Below are 17,792 nucleotides of genomic sequence, written 5' to 3'. Positions count from 1 at the left end.
GGGCGCGGCTTTCAAGGCCGATAGAATCGCGCCCCGCTCGCCGTCAGCGCCGCCGGATCGAACAGCACCGGCTTCAGCTTGTGCGCGACGAACAGCGGCGCCTGATCATTGTAGTGCGGGCTGGCCGGACGCGTCGTCGCCGACCCGAAGGGCTGGATCGATTCGGAGCGGACGCGGCCGTCCTTGTCCCACGTCACGAACATGACGAAGCTGTCGCCGTGGCGGACCTTCAGCCGCCCATCGGGTTCGGCGTCCCACAGCGTCGAGGCGCGCACCGTGTCGTTGCCGCCGTCGAGCGGCAGGTCGACGCGATACGCGCCCTCGCCGTGGCGCAGCCGGAGCACGGTGCCGAGCCGGGGATCGATGCCGCCGAAATGCTCTTGCAGATGCGTCACCGTTTCATTGAGCACGGTGCGCGGGTCGGGCGCGGCGCGGCGTTGGTAATGGCTGCCGTTGGCGGGCCGCAGCACCATCAGCGCCAGCGCGTCGCCCTTGCCGCTGCCGTCGAGGTTCCAGTCCCAGCGGCGCAGCAGGTCCTGCGCCTCGCGCAGCGCCGGATCGCTCCGGGTGTCGAGCGCGAGCAGCCGGTCCATCCACGCCTTGGCATAACCGGTCCTGGCATAGGCGGTGTCATATTTGATCGCCTTCAGCCGCGCCTCGTCGATCTGCCCCGACGCTTCGAACAATTCGATCAGCCGCGTGGCGCGGTTGGTCATGTCGTCCTCGATCCCCAGCAACGGCGAAAAGGCCGCCGCGTCGAGTTCGTCGCCCGGCCCCGCCGCGACCCAGGGCGTGTTGTTCGCGTTCATGACATAGCCCGAGCGCGGATTGACCAGCGCCGGCACGCGCTCGAACGGCAGCGTCTTGGTCCACAGGTCGCGCGACGTGTCGCCGGGCAGCACCCCACGCCAGTTGTAGCCCGCCGGCCGGTCGGGGAACATCGCATTATAGAAGAGGCCGATATTGCCCTTGGCGTCGGCGTAGAGGAAATTGGTCGCCGGCACGCCCTGCCCCGCCATCGCGGCGCGCCATTCGGCGAAGTCCTTCGCCTTGTTCAGCCGGTAATATTGGGTGACCATCGCCGACTGGTCGATCCCGGCATAGCGGATCGCAAAGGCGCCCTTTTCATTCTTCACCACCGGCCCGTGGACCGAGCGATAGACGGTGCGCGGCACCGGGACGACGAACGGCCCGAACTTCACCTTCAGCCACACCCGCTTTTGCTCGAGCGGCCGCCACGCCCCGTCGAAGCGGTAGTTTGCGCCGCTGTCGTCGAGCACCAGCTTATAGACGTCGATCAGGTCGGGCCGGTTCACCGTGTTGGTCCAGCCGAGATACTTGTTGTGGCCGAGGAAGGGGTAGGGCGAGCCGGGGAAGTTGGCGCCAGCGAAATCCCATCCCTCTTCGCTGTGAACGACGAGTTCGTACCAGGCGACGCCGCCGGTCCACGGCTGGTGCGAATTGGACACCAGCCGGGTCGCCCCGTCGGTCGAGCGCGCCGGCGCGACCGCCATGCCGTTCGATCCATTGTCGGCCGGATCGCTGCCGAGCGGGGTGTCGGCGCGCGGCACCAGCTTGCCGGTCGCGTCGAGTTCGGGGCCGCCTTCGCGGTACATGTCCTTGCCCTCGACGAGCTGGCCCAGCACCGAATCGAGCCCGAAGAAAAAGGGCGAACGCAGCACGAAGCCCGCGACGACATCCTCGCCGGTCACCGGGAACAGACCCGACAGCCGCACTTCGCCGGGATGCTTGTCGGCATAATGGTTGAGCCCGGCGGCATAGGCGGTGAACAGCGCCCGCACATCGGCGGGCAGCCGCGGCCAGTCGCGCTCCGTCGTCGCGCGGGCATCGATCAGCGCCGCGGCATAGTCGATCTTCGCGCCATCCTCGCCCAGCATCGCCCCGGCGCGCCCGCGCGTCATCGCCAGCACTTCCTGCAGGGTCGAAAAATCATCCTCGGAATGGGCATAGGCGACGCCATAAGCGACGTCGGCGTCGGTCTTGCCGAAAATGTGCGGGACGCCGAACTTGTCACGCGCGATGCGCACGTCGGTCGGCTTGAACGCCGGCGCCGCCGGCGCCTCGGCGGTCAGCGGCTCCCATATCGCGAGCGACGCGGCGGTGACCACCAGCAACAACAGGAAACCCAGCAAAATCCGTCGCAGCATCTTCGGTCCTCTTCGGCACGGCGCCCGCGAGGCTTGTGGCGAGCCTGTCGCTCGAAGGCAAGCGGCTGTCGTTCGTCGAGCCGAATTTGCCGCGCCGCGCCGGGCCGCTATGCAGGGGAATCGATTTTGCGAAAACGGGGAAATTCATCATGCGAACCAAAAGCCTGCTCCTTGCCGCCTGCCTGTCCTTTGCCGCGACGCCCCACGCATTCGCGCAGGGCGTGACCGGATCGGGGGTCGTCCCGGCGACCGCGGCGAACAGCGCCGAACGGACGATCCGCTTTGCGGCGCAGGCGCCCGCGGGCGCGGCGCTGGTGATCGTGATGACCGACGCGACGCTGCCGCCGCTCGACGGGGTAGCCCTCGGCGCGGCGGAGCGTCAGGCGATTGCTGCCGCGGTCGCCGCCGGCGAGTTCGACGGCAAGGCGGGGGCGACGCTGTCGCTGCGCGGGATCGGGGCATATCCGCGCATCCTGCTGGTCGGCACCGGCGCGACCCCGACGTCGCTCGCGCTGGCCGAGGCCGGCGGCAAGGCGGCGCAGGAGCTGAAGGGCGAGGCCCGCGCCATCGCGGTCGCGGGCGCCTTTGGCGACGCCAGCGCCGCCGATGTCGCTTACGGGTTCGCGCTCGGCCAATATCGCTTCGACCGCTACAAGACCGTCGACCGCAAGACGCCGCCGACCGGCACGGTAACGCTGGTCGGCGCCAATCCCGCCGCCGCCGCGGCGGCCTTTGCCGGGCGCTGGCAACCGCTGGCCGACGGCGTGCGGCTGTCGCGCGACCTCGCCAACGAACCCGCCAACGTCATCTATCCCGAAAGCTTCGTCGCGCGGGTGCGCGAGGCATTCGCCGGCACCGCCGGGGTCACGATCGAGGTGCTCGACGAGACGGCGATGCGCCGGCTCGGCATGGGCACGCTGGTCGGCGTCGGCCAGGGCAGCCCGCGCGGTTCGCGCCTGCTTGCGGTGCGCTATCGCGGCGCCGGCAGCGACGCCGCGCCGCTCGCCTTCGTCGGCAAGGGCATCACCTTCGATTCGGGCGGCATCTCGCTGAAACCCGGCGCGGGCATGTGGGACATGAAGGGCGACATGTCGGGCGCCGCCTCGACGATGGGCGCGGTGCTGTCGCTCGCGAAGTCGCGCGCGCCGGTGCATGTCGTCGCGGTCGCGGCGCTCGCCGAAAACATGCCGGGCGGCAACGCCCAACGTCCCGGCGACGTCGTGCGCACGATGTCGGGCAAGACGATCGAAATGCTCAACAGCGACGCCGAAGGCCGGCTCGTGCTCGCCGATGCCAATGAATATGTCGCCGACAAATATAAACCGCGCGCGATCGTCAATATCGCGACGCTCACCGGATCGATCGTCGGCGCGCTCGACAGCCAATATGCCGGCCTGTTTTCCCGCGACGACGCGCTGGCGGCACAACTGCTCGCCGCCGGGACCGCGAGCGGCGAGGAATTGTGGCGCATGCCGCTTCACAAGAATTACGCCAAGAAGATCGAATCCGACATTGCCGACGTGCGCAACATCGCCCCCGGCGCGGGTCCGGGCGCCAGCATCGGCGCGCATTTCATCGGCTATTTCGTCGCCGAAACGACGCCGTGGGCGCATCTCGACATCGCCGGGGTCAATCAGGCCGACACGGCGTTGCCGCTGGTGCCCAAGGGCATGTCGGGCTTCGGCGTGCGCCTGCTCGATCAGCTGGCACGCGAAGGGGAATAAAAACCAGCCGTGCCCCTGCGAAGGCAGGGGCCTATCTCCGGTCGGCGCGATTTTGAACCGATCGGAGATGGGTCCCCGCCTTCGCGGGGACGCGACGGCTTTTACGGTTTGAAACGGATTCTCGCTCCCCCTTGTGTTGCACAATGGCAACACTATCTTGCCGGATAAGAAAGGGGCTTTCGCTATGAACCTCGAAAAATTCACCGACCGCGCCAAGGGCTTCCTGCAAGCCGCGCAAACGATCGCGATCCGCATGAACCATCAGCGGATCGCGCCCGAGCATATCGCCAAGGCGCTGCTCGAAGATAATCAGGGCATGGCCGCCGGGCTGATCGCGCAAAGCGGCGGCGATACCGCGCGCGCGGTCGCGGGTATCGACGCGCTGCTCGCCAAAGTGCCTGCCGTATCGGGATCGGGCGCCCAGCAAACGCCGGGGCTCGACAATGATGCGGTGCGCCTGCTCGACCAGGCCGAACAGGTCGCCGCCAAAGCCGGGGGCGAATTCGTCGCGGTGCAGAATATCCTGCTCGCGATGGTGCTCGCGCCGAGCACCCCGGTCGGCAAGGTCTTTGCCGATGCCGGCGTCAAACCCGAGGCGCTCAATGCCGCGATCGCCAAGCTGACCGGCGGCCGCACCGCCGACACGGCGTCGGCCGAGGACCGGTATGACGCCCTCAAGAAATTCGCCCGCGACCTCACCGAAGTCGCGCGCGAGGGCAAGCTCGACCCGGTCATCGGCCGCGACGAGGAAATCCGTCGCACCGTGCAGATCCTCGCGCGCCGCACCAAGAACAACCCGGTGCTGATCGGCGAACCCGGGGTCGGCAAGACCGCGATCGCCGAAGGCCTCGCGCTGCGCATCGTCAACGGCGACGTGCCCGACAGCCTGAAGGATCGCCGCCTGCTGTCGCTCGACATGGGGTCGCTGATCGCCGGCGCCAAATATCGCGGCGAGTTCGAGGAGCGGCTGAAGGGCGTGCTCGACGACGTCAAGGCCGCGGCGGGCGAGATCATCCTGTTCATCGACGAGATGCACACGCTCGTCGGCGCCGGCAAGGGCGAGGGCGCGATGGATGCGTCGAACCTTTTGAAGCCCGCGCTCGCGCGCGGCGAGCTGCATTGCATCGGCGCGACGACGCTCGACGAATATCGCAAGCATGTCGAAAAGGATCCCGCGCTCCAGCGGCGTTTCCAGCCGGTGTTCGTCGGCGAGCCGACGGTCGAGGATTCGATTTCGATCCTGCGCGGCATCAAGGAAAAATACGAACTGCACCACGGGGTGCGAATCACCGACGGCGCGATCGTCGCCGCCGCGACGCTATCGCATCGCTATATTTCCGACCGGTTCCTGCCCGACAAGGCGATCGACCTGATGGACGAGGCGGCGAGCCGCATCCGCATGGAGGTCGAATCGAAGCCCGAGGAGATCGAGACGCTCGACCGCCGGATCATCCAGATGAAGATCGAGGAATCGGCGCTCGGCAAGGAAAGCGACGCCGCGTCGAAAGACCGGCTGGCGACCTTGCGTGCCGATCTGGCGAACCTCGAGCAGCAGTCGGCCGAACTGACCCAGCGGTGGCAGGCCGAAAAGGACAAGATCCACGCCGAGGCGAAGATCAAGGAAGAGCTCGACGCCGCGCGCTCGGCGCTCGACCAGGCGCAGCGCGCCGGCGATCTCGCGAAAGCCGGCGAGCTCAGCTACGGCACCATCCCCGGGCTCGAAAAGCAGCTGGCCGACGCCGAAGCTGCGGCGGGCAACGCGATGCTGCGCGAGGAAGTCACCGCCGACGACATCGCCGCGGTGGTCAGCAAGTGGACCGGCATCCCGGTCGACCGGATGCTGGCGGGCGAGCGCGAAAAGCTGCTCGCGATGGAAAGCACGATCGCCCGGCAGGTGATCGGCCAGGACCATGCGGTCCACGCCGTCTCGACCGCGGTGCGCCGTTCGCGCGCCGGGCTTCAGGACCCCAACCGCCCGCTCGGCAGCTTCCTCTTCCTCGGCCCCACAGGGGTAGGCAAGACCGAGCTGACCAAGGCACTCGCGCGCTTCCTGTTCGACGACGACAATGCGATGGTCCGCATCGACATGTCCGAATTCATGGAAAAGCACAGCGTCGCGCGGCTGGTCGGGGCGCCGCCGGGCTATGTCGGGTATGAGGAGGGCGGGACGCTCACCGAAGCGGTGCGCCGCCGCCCCTATCAGGTCGTGCTGTTCGACGAGGTCGAAAAGGCCCATGCGGACGTGTTCAACATCCTGCTCCAGGTGCTCGACGACGGCCGCCTCACCGACGGGCAGGGCCGCACGGTCGACTTCACGAACACCCTGATCATCCTGACCTCCAACCTCGGCAGCCAGGCGATCGCCGCGCTGCCCGACGACGCGCCGGTCGAGCAGGCCGAACCCGCGGTGATGGACGTCGTGCGCGCGCATTTCCGGCCCGAATTCCTCAACCGGCTCGACGAGATCGTCCTCTTCAACCGGCTCGCCCAGCAGCATATGAGCGGTATCGTCGATATCCAGGTCGCGCGGGTGCAGAAGCTGCTGACCGACCGCAAGGTGACGCTCGACCTCACCGATGCGGCGCGCGCGTGGCTCGGCCGCGTCGGCTACGATCCCGTCTATGGCGCCCGCCCGCTCAAGCGCGCGGTGCAGAAATATGTGCAGGACCCGCTCGCCGACCTGATCCTGAAGGGCGAGGTGCCCGACGGATCGACGGTTAAGGTCGACGAAGGCGACGGCGCGCTGGTGCTGACGGCGGGCTGATCCGGATCAGCCCGCTCTCGTTGCGGTGCGGGTTCAATTGCTGTGGTTGACCGGTGCGTTCGTCATCGCTTCGGCGGTGTCGCGCGCATTCTGGTTGCCCTGCGCCCACGCCTGCTTCCACTGCTCGTTGGTCCGGCACACGCGCGCCTTTTTGACCCACGAGCCGCTTTCCTCGATCTTGCGGCACTTGATGTAATAGGGATGGGTCATCGCCAGCCCCTCGTTATATTTCTTGATCTCGCTGTTCGTCATTGCCGACGGCGCCTTGTCGGGCGGCGTGCGGTCGTCGGCCGGAACGGCGGCCGCGGGGGCGGCGGCGAGCGCCAGGGCGGTGAGGATATGCAACATCGGGAGAGGCCTTTCGTTATTGCGGCTGGTTCGCCGGCATCAATTGATCCTGGGGTTCCTGTGAATTGCTCCAGCCGCGCGCGAGCATTTCCATCGAATCGCGCGCGTCCTGGTTGCCCTTGTCGGCGAGCCGCTTCCACTGAAGGTTGGTGTTGCAGACGCGCAGTTTTTTGACCAGCGAGCCGATCTGCTCGATCCGGCGGCAGCGGATATAGCCGGGCGCGGTCGCCGCCAGACCCTGGTTGTGGGAATCGATTTCGGCGCCGCTCATTTCCGACGGCACCCGCGCCATGACGGTCTCTTCGCTCGCCGCGGCCGGTACCGCGATCATTCCCGCCAGCGCGATCAGCATGGCCGTGTTGCGCATCACCCCCTCCGCCCGCTCAGTTCGAATTGCCAGCCTTGCTCGTCATCGCCTCGGCGGTGTCGCGCGCGTTCTGATTGCCCTTCTCGCTCACCACCTTCCACTGCTGGTTGGTGTGGCAGACGCGGTTCTTCTTCACCAGCGAGCCGATCTCGAGTGTCTTGCGGCACTTGATATAAAAGGGATGGGTCTGCGCCAGTCCCTCATTATACGCCTTGATCTCGGTCGGGGTCATCGCCGACGGCGGCTGGGTCGGCGGCGCGCGATCGATGGCCGCGCCCTCGTCGGCGGCCGCCGGCGACGCGATCAGGCAAGCAGCGATCAGGGCCGGAAAAAATCGGGTCATGGCGATCCTCCTGGCCACCCTTGTGGCGGGCGGCGACAAGCCGGCATCATAAGTCGCAGCCCCCAGCTTCGCCAAGCGGAATTTCGGCCAAGGACCGATGGTGGCCGACCGGCGGTGGCTCAGCGCGGAACGGCAAAGCCCGAGGCGTCGGCGGCGGCGAAATAACGCGTCAGCAGATCGCGCTCACCGGCGCTCAAATGCGGGTTCCAGACGTCGAAGATCAGCACGGCGCGCAACGCATCGCTGTCGTTCCACGCCTCATGCTCGATCGTATCGTCGAAAGCGAAAGCATTGCCCTCCTGCCATGGCCGCGTCTCGCCGCCGACGCGAAAGCCGCAGCCCGGCGGGACGATCAGCGGCAGGTGGACGATCGCGCGCGTGTTGGTGACCCCGGTGTGCGGCGGGATGCGCGTGTGCGGTTTCAGCATCGAGAAGAAGGCGCTTGGCGCCCGCCCCGGAATCCGCGCGCCCGGAACTGCCGCGAGCGCCGCCGCGGTCGCCGGGCAGCGATCGAGCACCGGCTGGTTCGGCTCGCCATATTCCCACAGGAAGCAGGCGCCCCACTCCAGCTGGCCATCGAGCGGCGTCCAGATCGTGTCGGGGCTGCCCGCCTCCATCCGCACATAGGGGCGCAGCGCCTCGCCCGGATCGTCGAGCAGCGCCAGCAGTTCGGCGCGAATCGCATCGGTCTGCGCCTCGATCGCCGCCATCCACGGGAAATGATGGCGATCGAAAAATTCGTCCGCAGGCAGGAAAGGGTAATAAAGCCCCGCACATTCGTTGCGATATGTCTGGCGACGTCCGAGCGCTGTCGCGACGAAGGCGTCGCCGCGGCGGACTTCGGTTTCCGACAAGGTGCTGCGCAGGGGCACGAGCGCGTCGGTGACCGCAGCGAACATCGTGTCGGTGGCGCCGGCAATGAAGGCCTGCCCCTGCGCTAGCAACGGCGCCAGCGGCGGCGGCAGCGGGTCGAGATGTTGTCCGAGCGCGACCGCAGCGCTCCACGCGGCAAGTGCGGCGCCCTTGTCGCCCAGTGCTTCGTGGCGTTCTGCCTTGCGGATCCATGCGATGACGTCGCGGCGGTCGATCGCAAGCGCCGCCTCAAGCGCGGCCAGCTCGCCCGCAGCGTCGCCGAGAGCGCGCCATGCCGACGCCAGATTGCGCTGCAATGCGCCGGAGGTTGGATCGGCGGCGACGGCGGCGGCGAAATGAGTGGCTGCGGCAGCCGCATCGCCCGTCTGCAGCGCCGCCATGCCGCGCCGGTTCGCTTCGATCGCCGCGGCGGGTGGAGGGGGGCTGGCCATGCCCAATGCTTGCCATTGCGCAGGCCAATGGGCAAGGTCGATCGATGAGCGCGACCCCGTCCATTTCGGCCATCGTGCGCGACGCCGAATGGCTCGCGCACCGTTACGATCCGGGGCACGACGCCGTCCACTTTCGCCGCGTCGCGCGCGAGCGCCGCGCCACCGTCCCGTTCCTCACCGACCTTCATCTCGGCGAGGAAGAGTCGCCCGTCATTGTCCGCCGGGCCGATTGCCGGGGCGCACGCGAAGACCCTAGTCCGCCGCTGCACTTTCTGTTCCACTCGGCCTATTGCGCCTCGACGATGCTGGCGCAGCTGCTCGACCAGCCCGGCGTCGCGACCAGCCTGTCCGAGCCGGTGCTGCTCAACGACATGGTCGGTTGGCGGCGGCGCGGCGCGGTACCCGGCGACCATGCCCGCGTGATGGACGACGCGCTCGCGCTGCTCGGGCGCGGCTTCGCGCCCGGCGAGGCGGTGGTGGTCAAGCCGTCGAATATCTTCAACCCGCTGGCGCGCGGCGCGCTGACCCTGCGGCCCGAAGCGCGGGCGATCCTGCTCTATGCGCCGCTGCGCGCCTTCCTGCTGTCGGTGGGGCGCAAAGGGATGTGGTGCCGGCTATGGTGCCGCGAACTGCTTGAGGGCTATCTGGCCGACGGTTTTGTCGGGCTGGGATTCGAACCGCGCGATTATTTCCGCCAGTCGGACCTGCAGGTCGCGGCGATCGGCTGGCTGGCGCAGCAGCAGGCCTTCGTCGCGCTGCTCGCCTGGGCGCCCGACCGCATCGCAACGCTCGACAGCGAAACGCTGACCGCCGATCCGGTCGCGGCGGCGCGCGCAGCGATGGTCCATCTCGGCCTCGCGGCCGACCCCGAAACCCTCGCCGCGCACCCCGCGCTCGGGCGCAACAGCAAATCGGGTGCGAACTTCACGCCCGGCGAACGCCAGCGCGACCTGGCCGCCGCCGAGGCCGCCTATGGCGAAGAGATCGAGCAGGTGGTGGGCTGGGCCGAAGTCGTCGCCGACCAGGCCGGGATCGTGCTGACGCTGCCGCAGCAATTGCTGCCCCGCTAACGCTGAATCTTCAGGCGCGGGGTTCTGTCAGTCGAATGCCGTTTTCGACAGAAAGCGACCGAAAGGGGGCGTTTGCCGATCCTCCCCCACAGGGGGAGGGGGACCACCCGCAGGGTGGTGGAGGGGTACAGGAGATCGTACGCAGCGCTCGACACCGCGTGCCCCTCCACCAGCTTCGCTGGTCCCCCTCCCCGTTCCGGGGAGGACCGCTTCGTCCGCTCTCAACCCGTCATTCAACCCGCCTCCCGCGCGCATAGAAAAAGGGGCGGACATTGCTGTCCGCCCCCGTTTTCTTTTCGGTTGAGCTGAAGGACTAGAACTTCAGCTTTGCCGACACCGCATAGCGGCGGCCCAGCGCGTCGTAGGTCGACGGGAAGGTGTTGCCGCTGTTGTAAGTGGTCGAACCGATCGAGTTGCCGACGATCGGCGGCTTCTTGTCGAGCAGGTTCTGCACGGTGGCCGTGAACACCAGATTCTCGCTGACGTTGAAACGCGTCGTCAGGTCGAAGTAATGCGAAGCCTTGATCTTGCGGAACTGCGGATCGACGACGCAACCGTTCGGATCGGTGCCCGTCGGATCGGGGCAGCCGGTGGCCGGATCGGTGCCGGCATCGACAGCAGCGTCGATATCGGCCTGAAGCTGGGTGGGTTCGAACTCGACGCCGTCCATCCAGCGCCACAGCAGCGAAACATCGACATTGTCGAAGCCCAGCGTGAAGCGGTTCGAGAACTGGAACTCGGGCTGGATCGAGCCCGTGAACGAGCAGTTCACGCTGTAGTAGCCGACGCATTCGCGGTTCAGCGATGCCGGATCGGCGACGTTGGCGTTGAACTGCGAGTTGCGCGTCCAGTTACCGACGAACGACCAGTTGAGGCTGGCGAAGCCAAGGTCGGCCCCATAGTTCATCAGCAAGTCGAAGCCGTCGGTGTACAGGCGGCCCAGGTTGTTCGTGGTACCGAACAGGCCCGGGGTGGTCGCCGGATCGCCGTCGAGGCCGCCGGTGATCGGGTTACGGCGGATCGAGGTACAGGCCGGGTCGGTCGCGCTGCCGGCGCCGATGTTGTCGAAGCAGGCTGCGATGATGTCGCCCGGCAGCGGCGTGCCCAACACGTCGTTGATCTTGATGTTGTAATAATCAAGCGACAGGTTGAAGCGCGGCAGGAAGTCGGGCTGGAACACGACACCCAGCGTCCAGGTGTCGGCCTTTTCCGGCTGCAGGTTCAGGTTACCACCGGTGGTGATGTTCGCCTGAGCCGCGGTCGGGTTGGTGATCGAACCGATCGTCCCGGCCGGAGCGCCCTGAGCGATACAGACGGCGCGCAGGTTGGCGTCGCCGTTCGGAGCCGCGCCGGCGCAGGGATCGATACCGAGGTTGGTCAGACCGACGCTGGTCGGCGTGAACAGCTCACCGATGTTCGGTGCACGAACCGCGCGGCTGTAGTTGCCGCGGAACTTGACGCCCGCACCCGGTTCCCAGCTACCGCCGGCTTTCCAGGTGGTGGTGTTGTACCCGCCGGCGCCTTCGATGCTGTAATCCGAATAACGGATACCGGCTTCGAGGGTCAGGCTTTCGAAGAACGGCTTGTCTTCGATCAGCGGCGCGACGATTTCGGCATAAGCCTCATACACGTCATACGCACCGTCGATGTCGGGAGCCGCACCGCCGGCACCGCCGAGTTCACCCGGGGTCTTGGCGAGAAGGTCCGACGCCTGCTGCGCGGTATATTTGCGATATTCGCCGCCGATGGCGAAACCGATCGGCTGCACCGCGCCCGGCGAAGCGAAGCCGAGGTCACCCGACAGGATACCACGAACCTGCGCCAGCGAGGTGCGGTTCACCGACGTGCTGTTTTCCTGAAGGAACCCCGCCGCTTCCGGCGTGATCGAGCCTTCGGGGCCGAACAGGTCGACGGGGACGCAGTCGGCGTTGCCGCTGATGCAGGTCACGCCGTCGTTCGACAGTGCGGCTTCGCGGAAACGAGACTGCAGCGTGTAGCCCTGGATCGTCTGGATGTTTTCCGACTCGCCGTAGGCACCCTCGATGTTCCAGTCGATCGTGTCGGTGATGCCGCCACGGGCGCCGACGCGATAGTCGAAGAAGGTCGTCTGGTAATCGCTGATACGCGGACCGACTTCGGGCGTACGACGCGACAGCGCGGTCGTGACCGTGCGATAATCGTCATCGTCCGGACCCGTCGCAGCGGCAGCCGCGTCGCATTCGGCCTGGTCGAACAGCGGGTCGTAACCGGTCTGGCCTGACACCGGGTTGCCGTTGGCATCGACGCCGGTGACGACCGGCGCGGTGTTGAGCGCGCAGAACTGATTGCGCAGCGCTGCGGGCAGGAACGGGTTGTTGAGGTTGACCGTCACCGTGCCGCCGAACGAACCCGACGGCGCGATGATCGTCGACACCGTCTGCTTCGAGAACATGCCGCGGGTATAAACCTCGACCGCATCCGACACTTCATAATTGGCCTGGCCATAGATGTTGAAGCGTTCGAACGGCGTCTGGAAGATGTTGAACGGGTTGAAGTTGTACGTCTGGAACGTGCCGACCGCCTGGCCTGCACCGTTGACCTGACGCACGCCGCCGTTCGCCGCGCCGCCCGGGGTCAGCGCCAGAACCGGCAGGGTGGCCGGGTTCGTGTCGCTGGGGGGCTGGGTCGGGTCGAAATCGGGGTTCGCGACCGTACCGGTCTGCGAATATTGCGCGATCACGTTGGGAATGCCGCCGGTCAGGCCGCGGGTGCCCGAGAAGCGCGACGGAACCGAGGTGCCCGAGCCGAGGAAGGTGTTCGAATAGCTGTCGAGCGTGTTGTCCGAGAAAGGACGTGCGCCCTGATAGACGGCATCGGCCTGCTGGTAACCGACGCTCAGCACCGCGTTGCCGCGGCCGTCGTCGAAGTTGGCGCCGATGGTGGCGTCGACGCGGAAGATGTGGCCGTCGCCCTGTTCGGTGATCTGGTTCGAAGCGGTGACTTCGAGGCCGGCAAAATCGCGCTTGGTGACGAAGTTGACGACGCCGGTGATCGCGTCGGCACCATAGGTGGTCACCGCGGCGCCGGTCAACGCGTCGACGCGCTCGATCAGCGCGAGCGGGATGTTGTTAAGGTCGACGCGGCCGTTGACGTCCGACGGAGCGACGCGGTTGCCGTTCAACAGGACGATGTTGCGGGTCGAGCCGAGGCCGCGAAGATCGACGTACGAAGCGCCGCCGTTGCCGTTGTTGACCGCCGAACCGATGTTCGCGACCACGCCGGGGAGTTCACGCAGGACTTCTTCGGCGACGTTCGACTGCTTGAGTTCGATCGTGTCCGAGGTCGTGACGTTGACCGGGGTCGACTGTTCGAGGTTGGGGTTGCGAATCAGCGTGCCGGTGACGACGATTTCGGATTCGGCGGTGGCGCCTTCCTCGGCGTCCTGCGCGAAGGCAGGGGCCGAAACCAGCGCGACGCTCAATACGAGAGGCGCGGCGCCAAGCTTCAGCTTAGAATATTGGGTTTTCTTCACAGTGCAGTCCCTTGCTACTGGTGGTTAAGATACCCGGGCCCCTGTTGCGACGGCGCAAAGCCGACGGTCAGTCACCCCGATAGCGTGCGGGATGACCCTTCATTCATGTGGAGTAAAGGAATTTTCCCCGCCTTCCGGCGGTTTCACAGGCCATTGTGACGTATTTGCAACAACCGCGGGCCGGCGACATAAGGTTTCAGCGGTTACGATCCGGTCCGGATCTATCCGCCCATCGGCCCCGCGAGCTTGCCGGGATCGAGCCGCGCGTCGCGCCACTTCAGCCCCCAGTGCATATGCGGCCCCGTCGCACGCCCGGTCGCGCCGACTGTCCCGAGCTGCTGCCCCTGGACGACACGGTCGCCGACACGCACGTCGATCCGCTGACAATGCAAAAACGCGCTGTTCAGCCCCATACCGTGATCGACGATCAGCAGATTGCCCTCGAGCGTGAACGGCGAACTCGCCGCCAACACCACCACCCCGTCGGCGGGCGCGACGAACGGCGTCCCCGTGGGCACGGCAATGTCGGTGCCGCTGTGATAGCTGCCCGGCTTGCCCTGATAGACGCGCTGCGCGCCGAAGAAACCCGACAGCCGCCCGGTGACCGGCCAGCGAAAGCGTTGACGCCAGCCGTCCGTAACATGATCGACGCGACGGGCCGCCGCGATCTGGGCCAGTTCAGCGGGGCGGCGGCGCTGGAATTCCGCGTCGCTCGACGCGCTGCCACGATAGGGAGCGTTGATCTGCTCGATCCGCCAGCTGCCCGCGGCGACGTTGAGGACACGCTCGACTGCACGGCCGTCGGCGAGCGTCGCGACGAGGCGCTGGTTGGCTGCGGCGTCGCGGTCGAAGGCGATGAGGAAGCTGCCGTCGGCGGCGAGCGGCACCGCCTGGCCCTCGAGCGTCAGCGTCTGCGCCGTATCGGGCGCCCGCCCGACGAGGGCGCCGCCCTGTTCGGCCACGCCGCGGAAGGCGAAGTGGGTGCGCACCAGGGCGGGCGGCGGCGGCGCGGGCGCTGGCGGCGGTGGACGCGAAACCGGGGCGGGATCGGGCGCCGCCGGCGGCGGGACGCAGCTGCCCGCGGTCACGAGCAGCGCCATCGCGGCGGCATGGCGCGGCCAACGGCGCGCGGCGCTGGTCATTCGCCGCTGTCGAGCGCAGCCTGCACCGAGATGGCGGCGGTGGCATAGGGCTCCTGCCGCGCGACCGACCAATAACGCAGTTCGTCGAGCCCGATCGGCGCGCCGGTCACCACACACAAAACGTGGTCGCCGGGCGACAGGACGCGAAAGCCGTTGGGTCCGTAGTGCAGGCGGGCGAGGCGGTTGCGGCTGGCGATCAACATGGGTTCTGGGTCCGTTCGAGGGTTCGGAAAATTTCGGTCACTATAAACAGCCGGGCGCGGCGCGGCCAGCCCCGGCGACGTCAGAACAGCTCGCCCTGCCCTTTTTTGGGCGGCGGCGCCGGCTTGCGCGCAGGCCGCGGCGACGGGTCGTCGCCCCCGACTGCCACCGGCACCTCGCCGTCGGCGAATTGCAGGCGGAGGTGCCCGGCGCCGCGCGCCTTGCCCGCGGTGGTGACGATCGCACCGCCCGCATCGCGCACCATCGCATAGCCGCGCGACAACAGGGCGCGAGGGTCGAGCCCGACGAGCAGCCGCCCCAGCCCTTCGATCCGCGCGCGGTCGCGGTCCCAGCGCCGCGCGAGCAGCGCCGGCCGCAACGCAGCCGTGCGCGTCGCCAGTCGCTCGGCGGTCACTGCCAGGCGATGACGCTGGCTGCGGTCGAGCCGGTCGCCGCTGTCGTCGAGCCGCTGGCGCTGCGGCGCATAAAGCGCCTCGCGCCGCGGCAGGTGGCGCGCGAGCGCGGTCAGCCGTTCGCCCCACAAACCCTGCTGGCGGTTGGCGGCGCCGATCATCCGCCCGTTCCACGTCGCCAGCAGTTCCTGCAGTTCGGCGCGCACCGGCACCGCCATCTCCGCCGCTGCGGTCGGGGTCGGGGCGCGGCGATCGGCGGCATAGTCGGCCAGCGTGGTGTCGGTTTCGTGCCCGACCGCGCTGATCGTCGGAATCCGGCACTCGGCGATCGCACGGACCACGACCTCTTCGTTGAACGCCCACAGATCCTCGATCGACCCGCCGCCGCGCGCGACGATGACCAGGTCGGGCCGCGGAATCGGCCCGTCCGGTGCTAGCGCGTCGAAGCCGCGAACCGCATTCGCGACCTGCGCCGCGGCGCCATCGCCCTGCACCAGCACCGGCCAGACAATGACGCGCATCGGAAAGCGGTCGGCCAGCCGGTGCAAGATATCGCGGATCACCGCGCCGGTCGGCGATGTGACGACTCCGATGACCGCGGGCAGCCGCGGAATATCCTGCTTGCGATCCTGATCGAACAATCCCTCGGCGCCGAGGCGCGCCTTCAATTTTTCGAACAAAAGCATCAGCGCGCCCTCGCCCGCCACCTCGAGGCTGTCGACCACGAGCTGGTATTTCGAGCGCCCCGGATAGGTGGTGAGCTTGCCGGTCGCGATCACCTCGATCCCGTCCTCGGGCCGGAAGGCGAGGCGCCCGGCTTGCCCCTTCCACATCACCATGTCGATCAGCGCATTGTCGTCTTTCAGCGCCGCATAGAAATGTCCCGACGCGGCGCGTTTCGTGCCCGACAATTCACCCCGCACGCGCACGCGTGCGAAGCCGTCCTCGACCGTCCGCTTGATCGCTGCCGACAATTGGCTGACCGACAAGGGCGGGACATTGTCGCCGGAGGGCGGGGAACCAGACCGATTGTCGCCCGGCGCCGTCTCGGCTAACAGCCGCGCCGCGGGGTCGGTTTCGGACGCCGGATCGGGAAAAGGGACTGCCATGAATATCCTGCTGGTCGGATCGGGGGGCCGCGAACATGCGCTCAGCTGGCAGTTGGCACAATCGCCCAGCTGCGCCAAGCTCTATGCCGCACCCGGCAATCCCGGCATCGAAGCCTATGCCGAATGCGCCGCAATTGCCGCCGACGATCTGGACGGCCTGATCGGCTTTTGCGCCGCGAACGCGATCGAATTCGTCGTCGTCGGTCCCGAGGCGCCGCTGGTCGCCGGACTCGCCGACCGGCTGCGCGCGCTGGGCATCGCGACCTTCGGCCCCGGCGCCGCGGCGGCGCAGCTCGAAGGATCGAAGGGGTTTACCAAGGATTTGTGCGCGCGCGCCGGCATTCCCACCGCCGCCTATGTCCGCTGCACCTCGGCCGACGAAGCGCTCGCCGTTCTCGACGGCTTTAGCATCCCGGTCGTCATCAAGGCCGACGGCCTCGCCGCCGGCAAGGGCGTCGTCATCGCCGAAACACGCGCCGACGCCGACGCCGCGATCGCCGACATGTTCGACGGCGCCTTTGGCAGCGCGGGCGCCGAAGTCGTCATCGAGGAGTTTATGACCGGCGAGGAAGCGAGTTTCTTCGCGCTGTCCGACGGCGCCGACGTCATCGCCTTCGGCAGCGCGCAGGACCACAAGCGCGTCGGCGACGGCGACGTCGGACCGAACACCGGCGGCATGGGCGCCTATAGCCCGGCGCCGGTGCTCACCCCCGACCTCGAGGCCCAGGTGATGGACCGCATCATCCGCCCGACCGTCGCCGCGCTCGCCGCCGACGGCACACCCTATGTCGGGGTGCTGTTCGCAGGATTGATGCTGACCGATGCGGGGCCGAAACTGATCGAATATAACGCCCGCTTCGGCGACCCCGAATGCCAGGTGCTGATGATGCGCTACGCCGGCGATCTCGCGGCATTGCTCCACGCCGCGGCGACCGGCGCGCTTGCCGCTGCCACGCCGCCCGCCTTTGCCAGCGACTATGCGCTCGCCGTCGTGATGGCCGCCAACGGTTATCCGGCGACGCCCGAAAAGGGCGGCATCATTCGCGGGATCGCCGACGCCGAAGCGGGCGGGGTGCGCGTCTTCCACGCCGGCACCGCGCGCGCCGACGACGCAGTGGTCGCGGCGGGCGGGCGGGTGCTCAATGTCACCGCGACCGGCCGCACCGTGAGCGAGGCGCAGGCGCGCGCCTATGCCGCGGTCGACCGGCTCGATTTCGCCTCGGGCTTCTGCCGCCGCGACATCGGCTGGCGCGAAGTCGCGCGCGAGGCGAAGGCAGCGGGCACGGGCGCGCTGGACGGCGCGGCGCCGTCGGCATAGGCTGACGCCA

The 17,792-nt window shown here is 67.8% G+C and carries 13 protein-coding genes; 4 read left to right on the top strand and 9 right to left on the bottom strand.

Annotation, left to right across the window (positions count from 1 at the left end; all coding sequences use genetic code 11):
* Positions 1 to 11: 11 nt before the first annotated feature.
* Positions 12 to 2,168 carry an acylase gene (locus HEQ22_RS16020; protein WP_432768835.1) on the bottom strand — a complete coding sequence of 719 codons (2,157 nt, stop codon included), beginning with the start codon at positions 2,166 to 2,168 and terminating at the stop codon, positions 12 to 14.
* A 149-nt stretch (positions 2,169 to 2,317) separates the two neighbouring features.
* Between HEQ22_RS16020 and HEQ22_RS16015 the strand changes: the two genes are divergently transcribed.
* Together HEQ22_RS16015 and clpB are read left to right on the top strand one after the other, a co-directional pair.
* The gene (locus HEQ22_RS16015) at positions 2,318 to 3,892 is read left to right on the top strand and encodes a leucyl aminopeptidase (protein ID WP_432768834.1); all 1,575 of its coding nucleotides are present in this window, start codon (positions 2,318 to 2,320) and stop codon (positions 3,890 to 3,892) included.
* A gap of 184 nt (positions 3,893 to 4,076) precedes the next feature.
* Positions 4,077 to 6,656 (top strand): ATP-dependent chaperone ClpB, encoded by a 2,580-nt coding sequence (gene clpB, locus HEQ22_RS16010; RefSeq protein WP_432768833.1) that lies wholly within the window; start codon positions 4,077 to 4,079, stop codon positions 6,654 to 6,656.
* A 33-nt stretch (positions 6,657 to 6,689) separates the two neighbouring features.
* Here clpB and HEQ22_RS16005 read toward each other — a convergent pair whose 3' ends face one another.
* From HEQ22_RS16005 to HEQ22_RS15990, 4 genes are all read right to left on the bottom strand, one after another.
* Positions 6,690 to 7,004 carry a hypothetical protein gene (locus HEQ22_RS16005; RefSeq protein ID WP_432768832.1) on the bottom strand — a complete coding sequence of 105 codons (315 nt, stop codon included), beginning with the start codon at positions 7,002 to 7,004 and terminating at the stop codon, positions 6,690 to 6,692.
* A gap of 16 nt (positions 7,005 to 7,020) precedes the next feature.
* Complete coding sequence (locus HEQ22_RS16000) at positions 7,021 to 7,371, bottom strand: hypothetical protein (protein ID WP_432768831.1); 351 nt, start codon at positions 7,369 to 7,371, stop codon at positions 7,021 to 7,023.
* 16 nt (positions 7,372 to 7,387) lie between these two features.
* Positions 7,388 to 7,714, bottom strand: a complete 327-nt coding sequence (locus tag HEQ22_RS15995) for a hypothetical protein (RefSeq protein ID WP_432768830.1) — start codon at positions 7,712 to 7,714, stop codon at positions 7,388 to 7,390.
* Positions 7,715 to 7,833: 119 nt separating this feature from the next.
* On the bottom strand, positions 7,834 to 9,018 hold the full coding sequence (locus HEQ22_RS15990; RefSeq protein ID WP_432768829.1) for an aspartyl/asparaginyl beta-hydroxylase domain-containing protein: 1,185 nt from the start codon (positions 9,016 to 9,018) through the stop codon (positions 7,834 to 7,836).
* Positions 9,019 to 9,062: 44 nt separating this feature from the next.
* On the opposite strand from HEQ22_RS15990, the gene HEQ22_RS15985 reads away from it, so the two are divergent.
* Positions 9,063 to 10,088 (top strand): hypothetical protein, encoded by a 1,026-nt coding sequence (locus tag HEQ22_RS15985; RefSeq protein ID WP_432768828.1) that lies wholly within the window; start codon positions 9,063 to 9,065, stop codon positions 10,086 to 10,088.
* 313 nt (positions 10,089 to 10,401) lie between these two features.
* Here HEQ22_RS15985 and HEQ22_RS15980 read toward each other — a convergent pair whose 3' ends face one another.
* The 4 genes from HEQ22_RS15980 to xseA form a co-directional block, all read right to left on the bottom strand.
* Positions 10,402 to 13,599 (bottom strand): TonB-dependent receptor domain-containing protein, encoded by a 3,198-nt coding sequence (locus HEQ22_RS15980; RefSeq protein ID WP_432768827.1) that lies wholly within the window; start codon positions 13,597 to 13,599, stop codon positions 10,402 to 10,404.
* A gap of 221 nt (positions 13,600 to 13,820) precedes the next feature.
* A complete protein-coding gene (locus HEQ22_RS15975) occupies positions 13,821 to 14,741 on the bottom strand; it encodes a M23 family metallopeptidase (protein WP_432768826.1) in 921 nt (306 codons plus the stop codon).
* Positions 14,738 to 14,944, bottom strand: a complete 207-nt coding sequence (locus HEQ22_RS15970; protein WP_432768825.1) for a DUF2093 domain-containing protein — start codon at positions 14,942 to 14,944, stop codon at positions 14,738 to 14,740. Before HEQ22_RS15970 ends, HEQ22_RS15975 begins: the two co-directional genes overlap by 4 nt.
* Before the next feature lie 80 nt (positions 14,945 to 15,024).
* Positions 15,025 to 16,464: an exodeoxyribonuclease VII large subunit gene (gene xseA / locus HEQ22_RS15965; protein WP_432768824.1), complete on the bottom strand. Its 1,440-nt coding sequence runs from the start codon at positions 16,462 to 16,464 to the stop codon at positions 15,025 to 15,027.
* Here xseA and purD point away from each other — a divergent pair.
* Positions 16,463 to 17,782 carry a phosphoribosylamine--glycine ligase gene (purD, locus tag HEQ22_RS15960; protein WP_432768823.1) on the top strand — a complete coding sequence of 440 codons (1,320 nt, stop codon included), beginning with the start codon at positions 16,463 to 16,465 and terminating at the stop codon, positions 17,780 to 17,782. The genes xseA and purD overlap by 2 nt on opposite strands.
* The last annotated feature ends 10 nt before the right edge of the window (positions 17,783 to 17,792 follow it).

This window comes from Sphingopyxis sp., assembly GCF_050916055.1.
In the GTDB taxonomy this organism is placed as follows: Bacteria; Pseudomonadota; Alphaproteobacteria; order Sphingomonadales; family Sphingomonadaceae; genus Sphingopyxis.
This window is presented reverse-complemented; position numbering and strand designations above follow the sequence as displayed.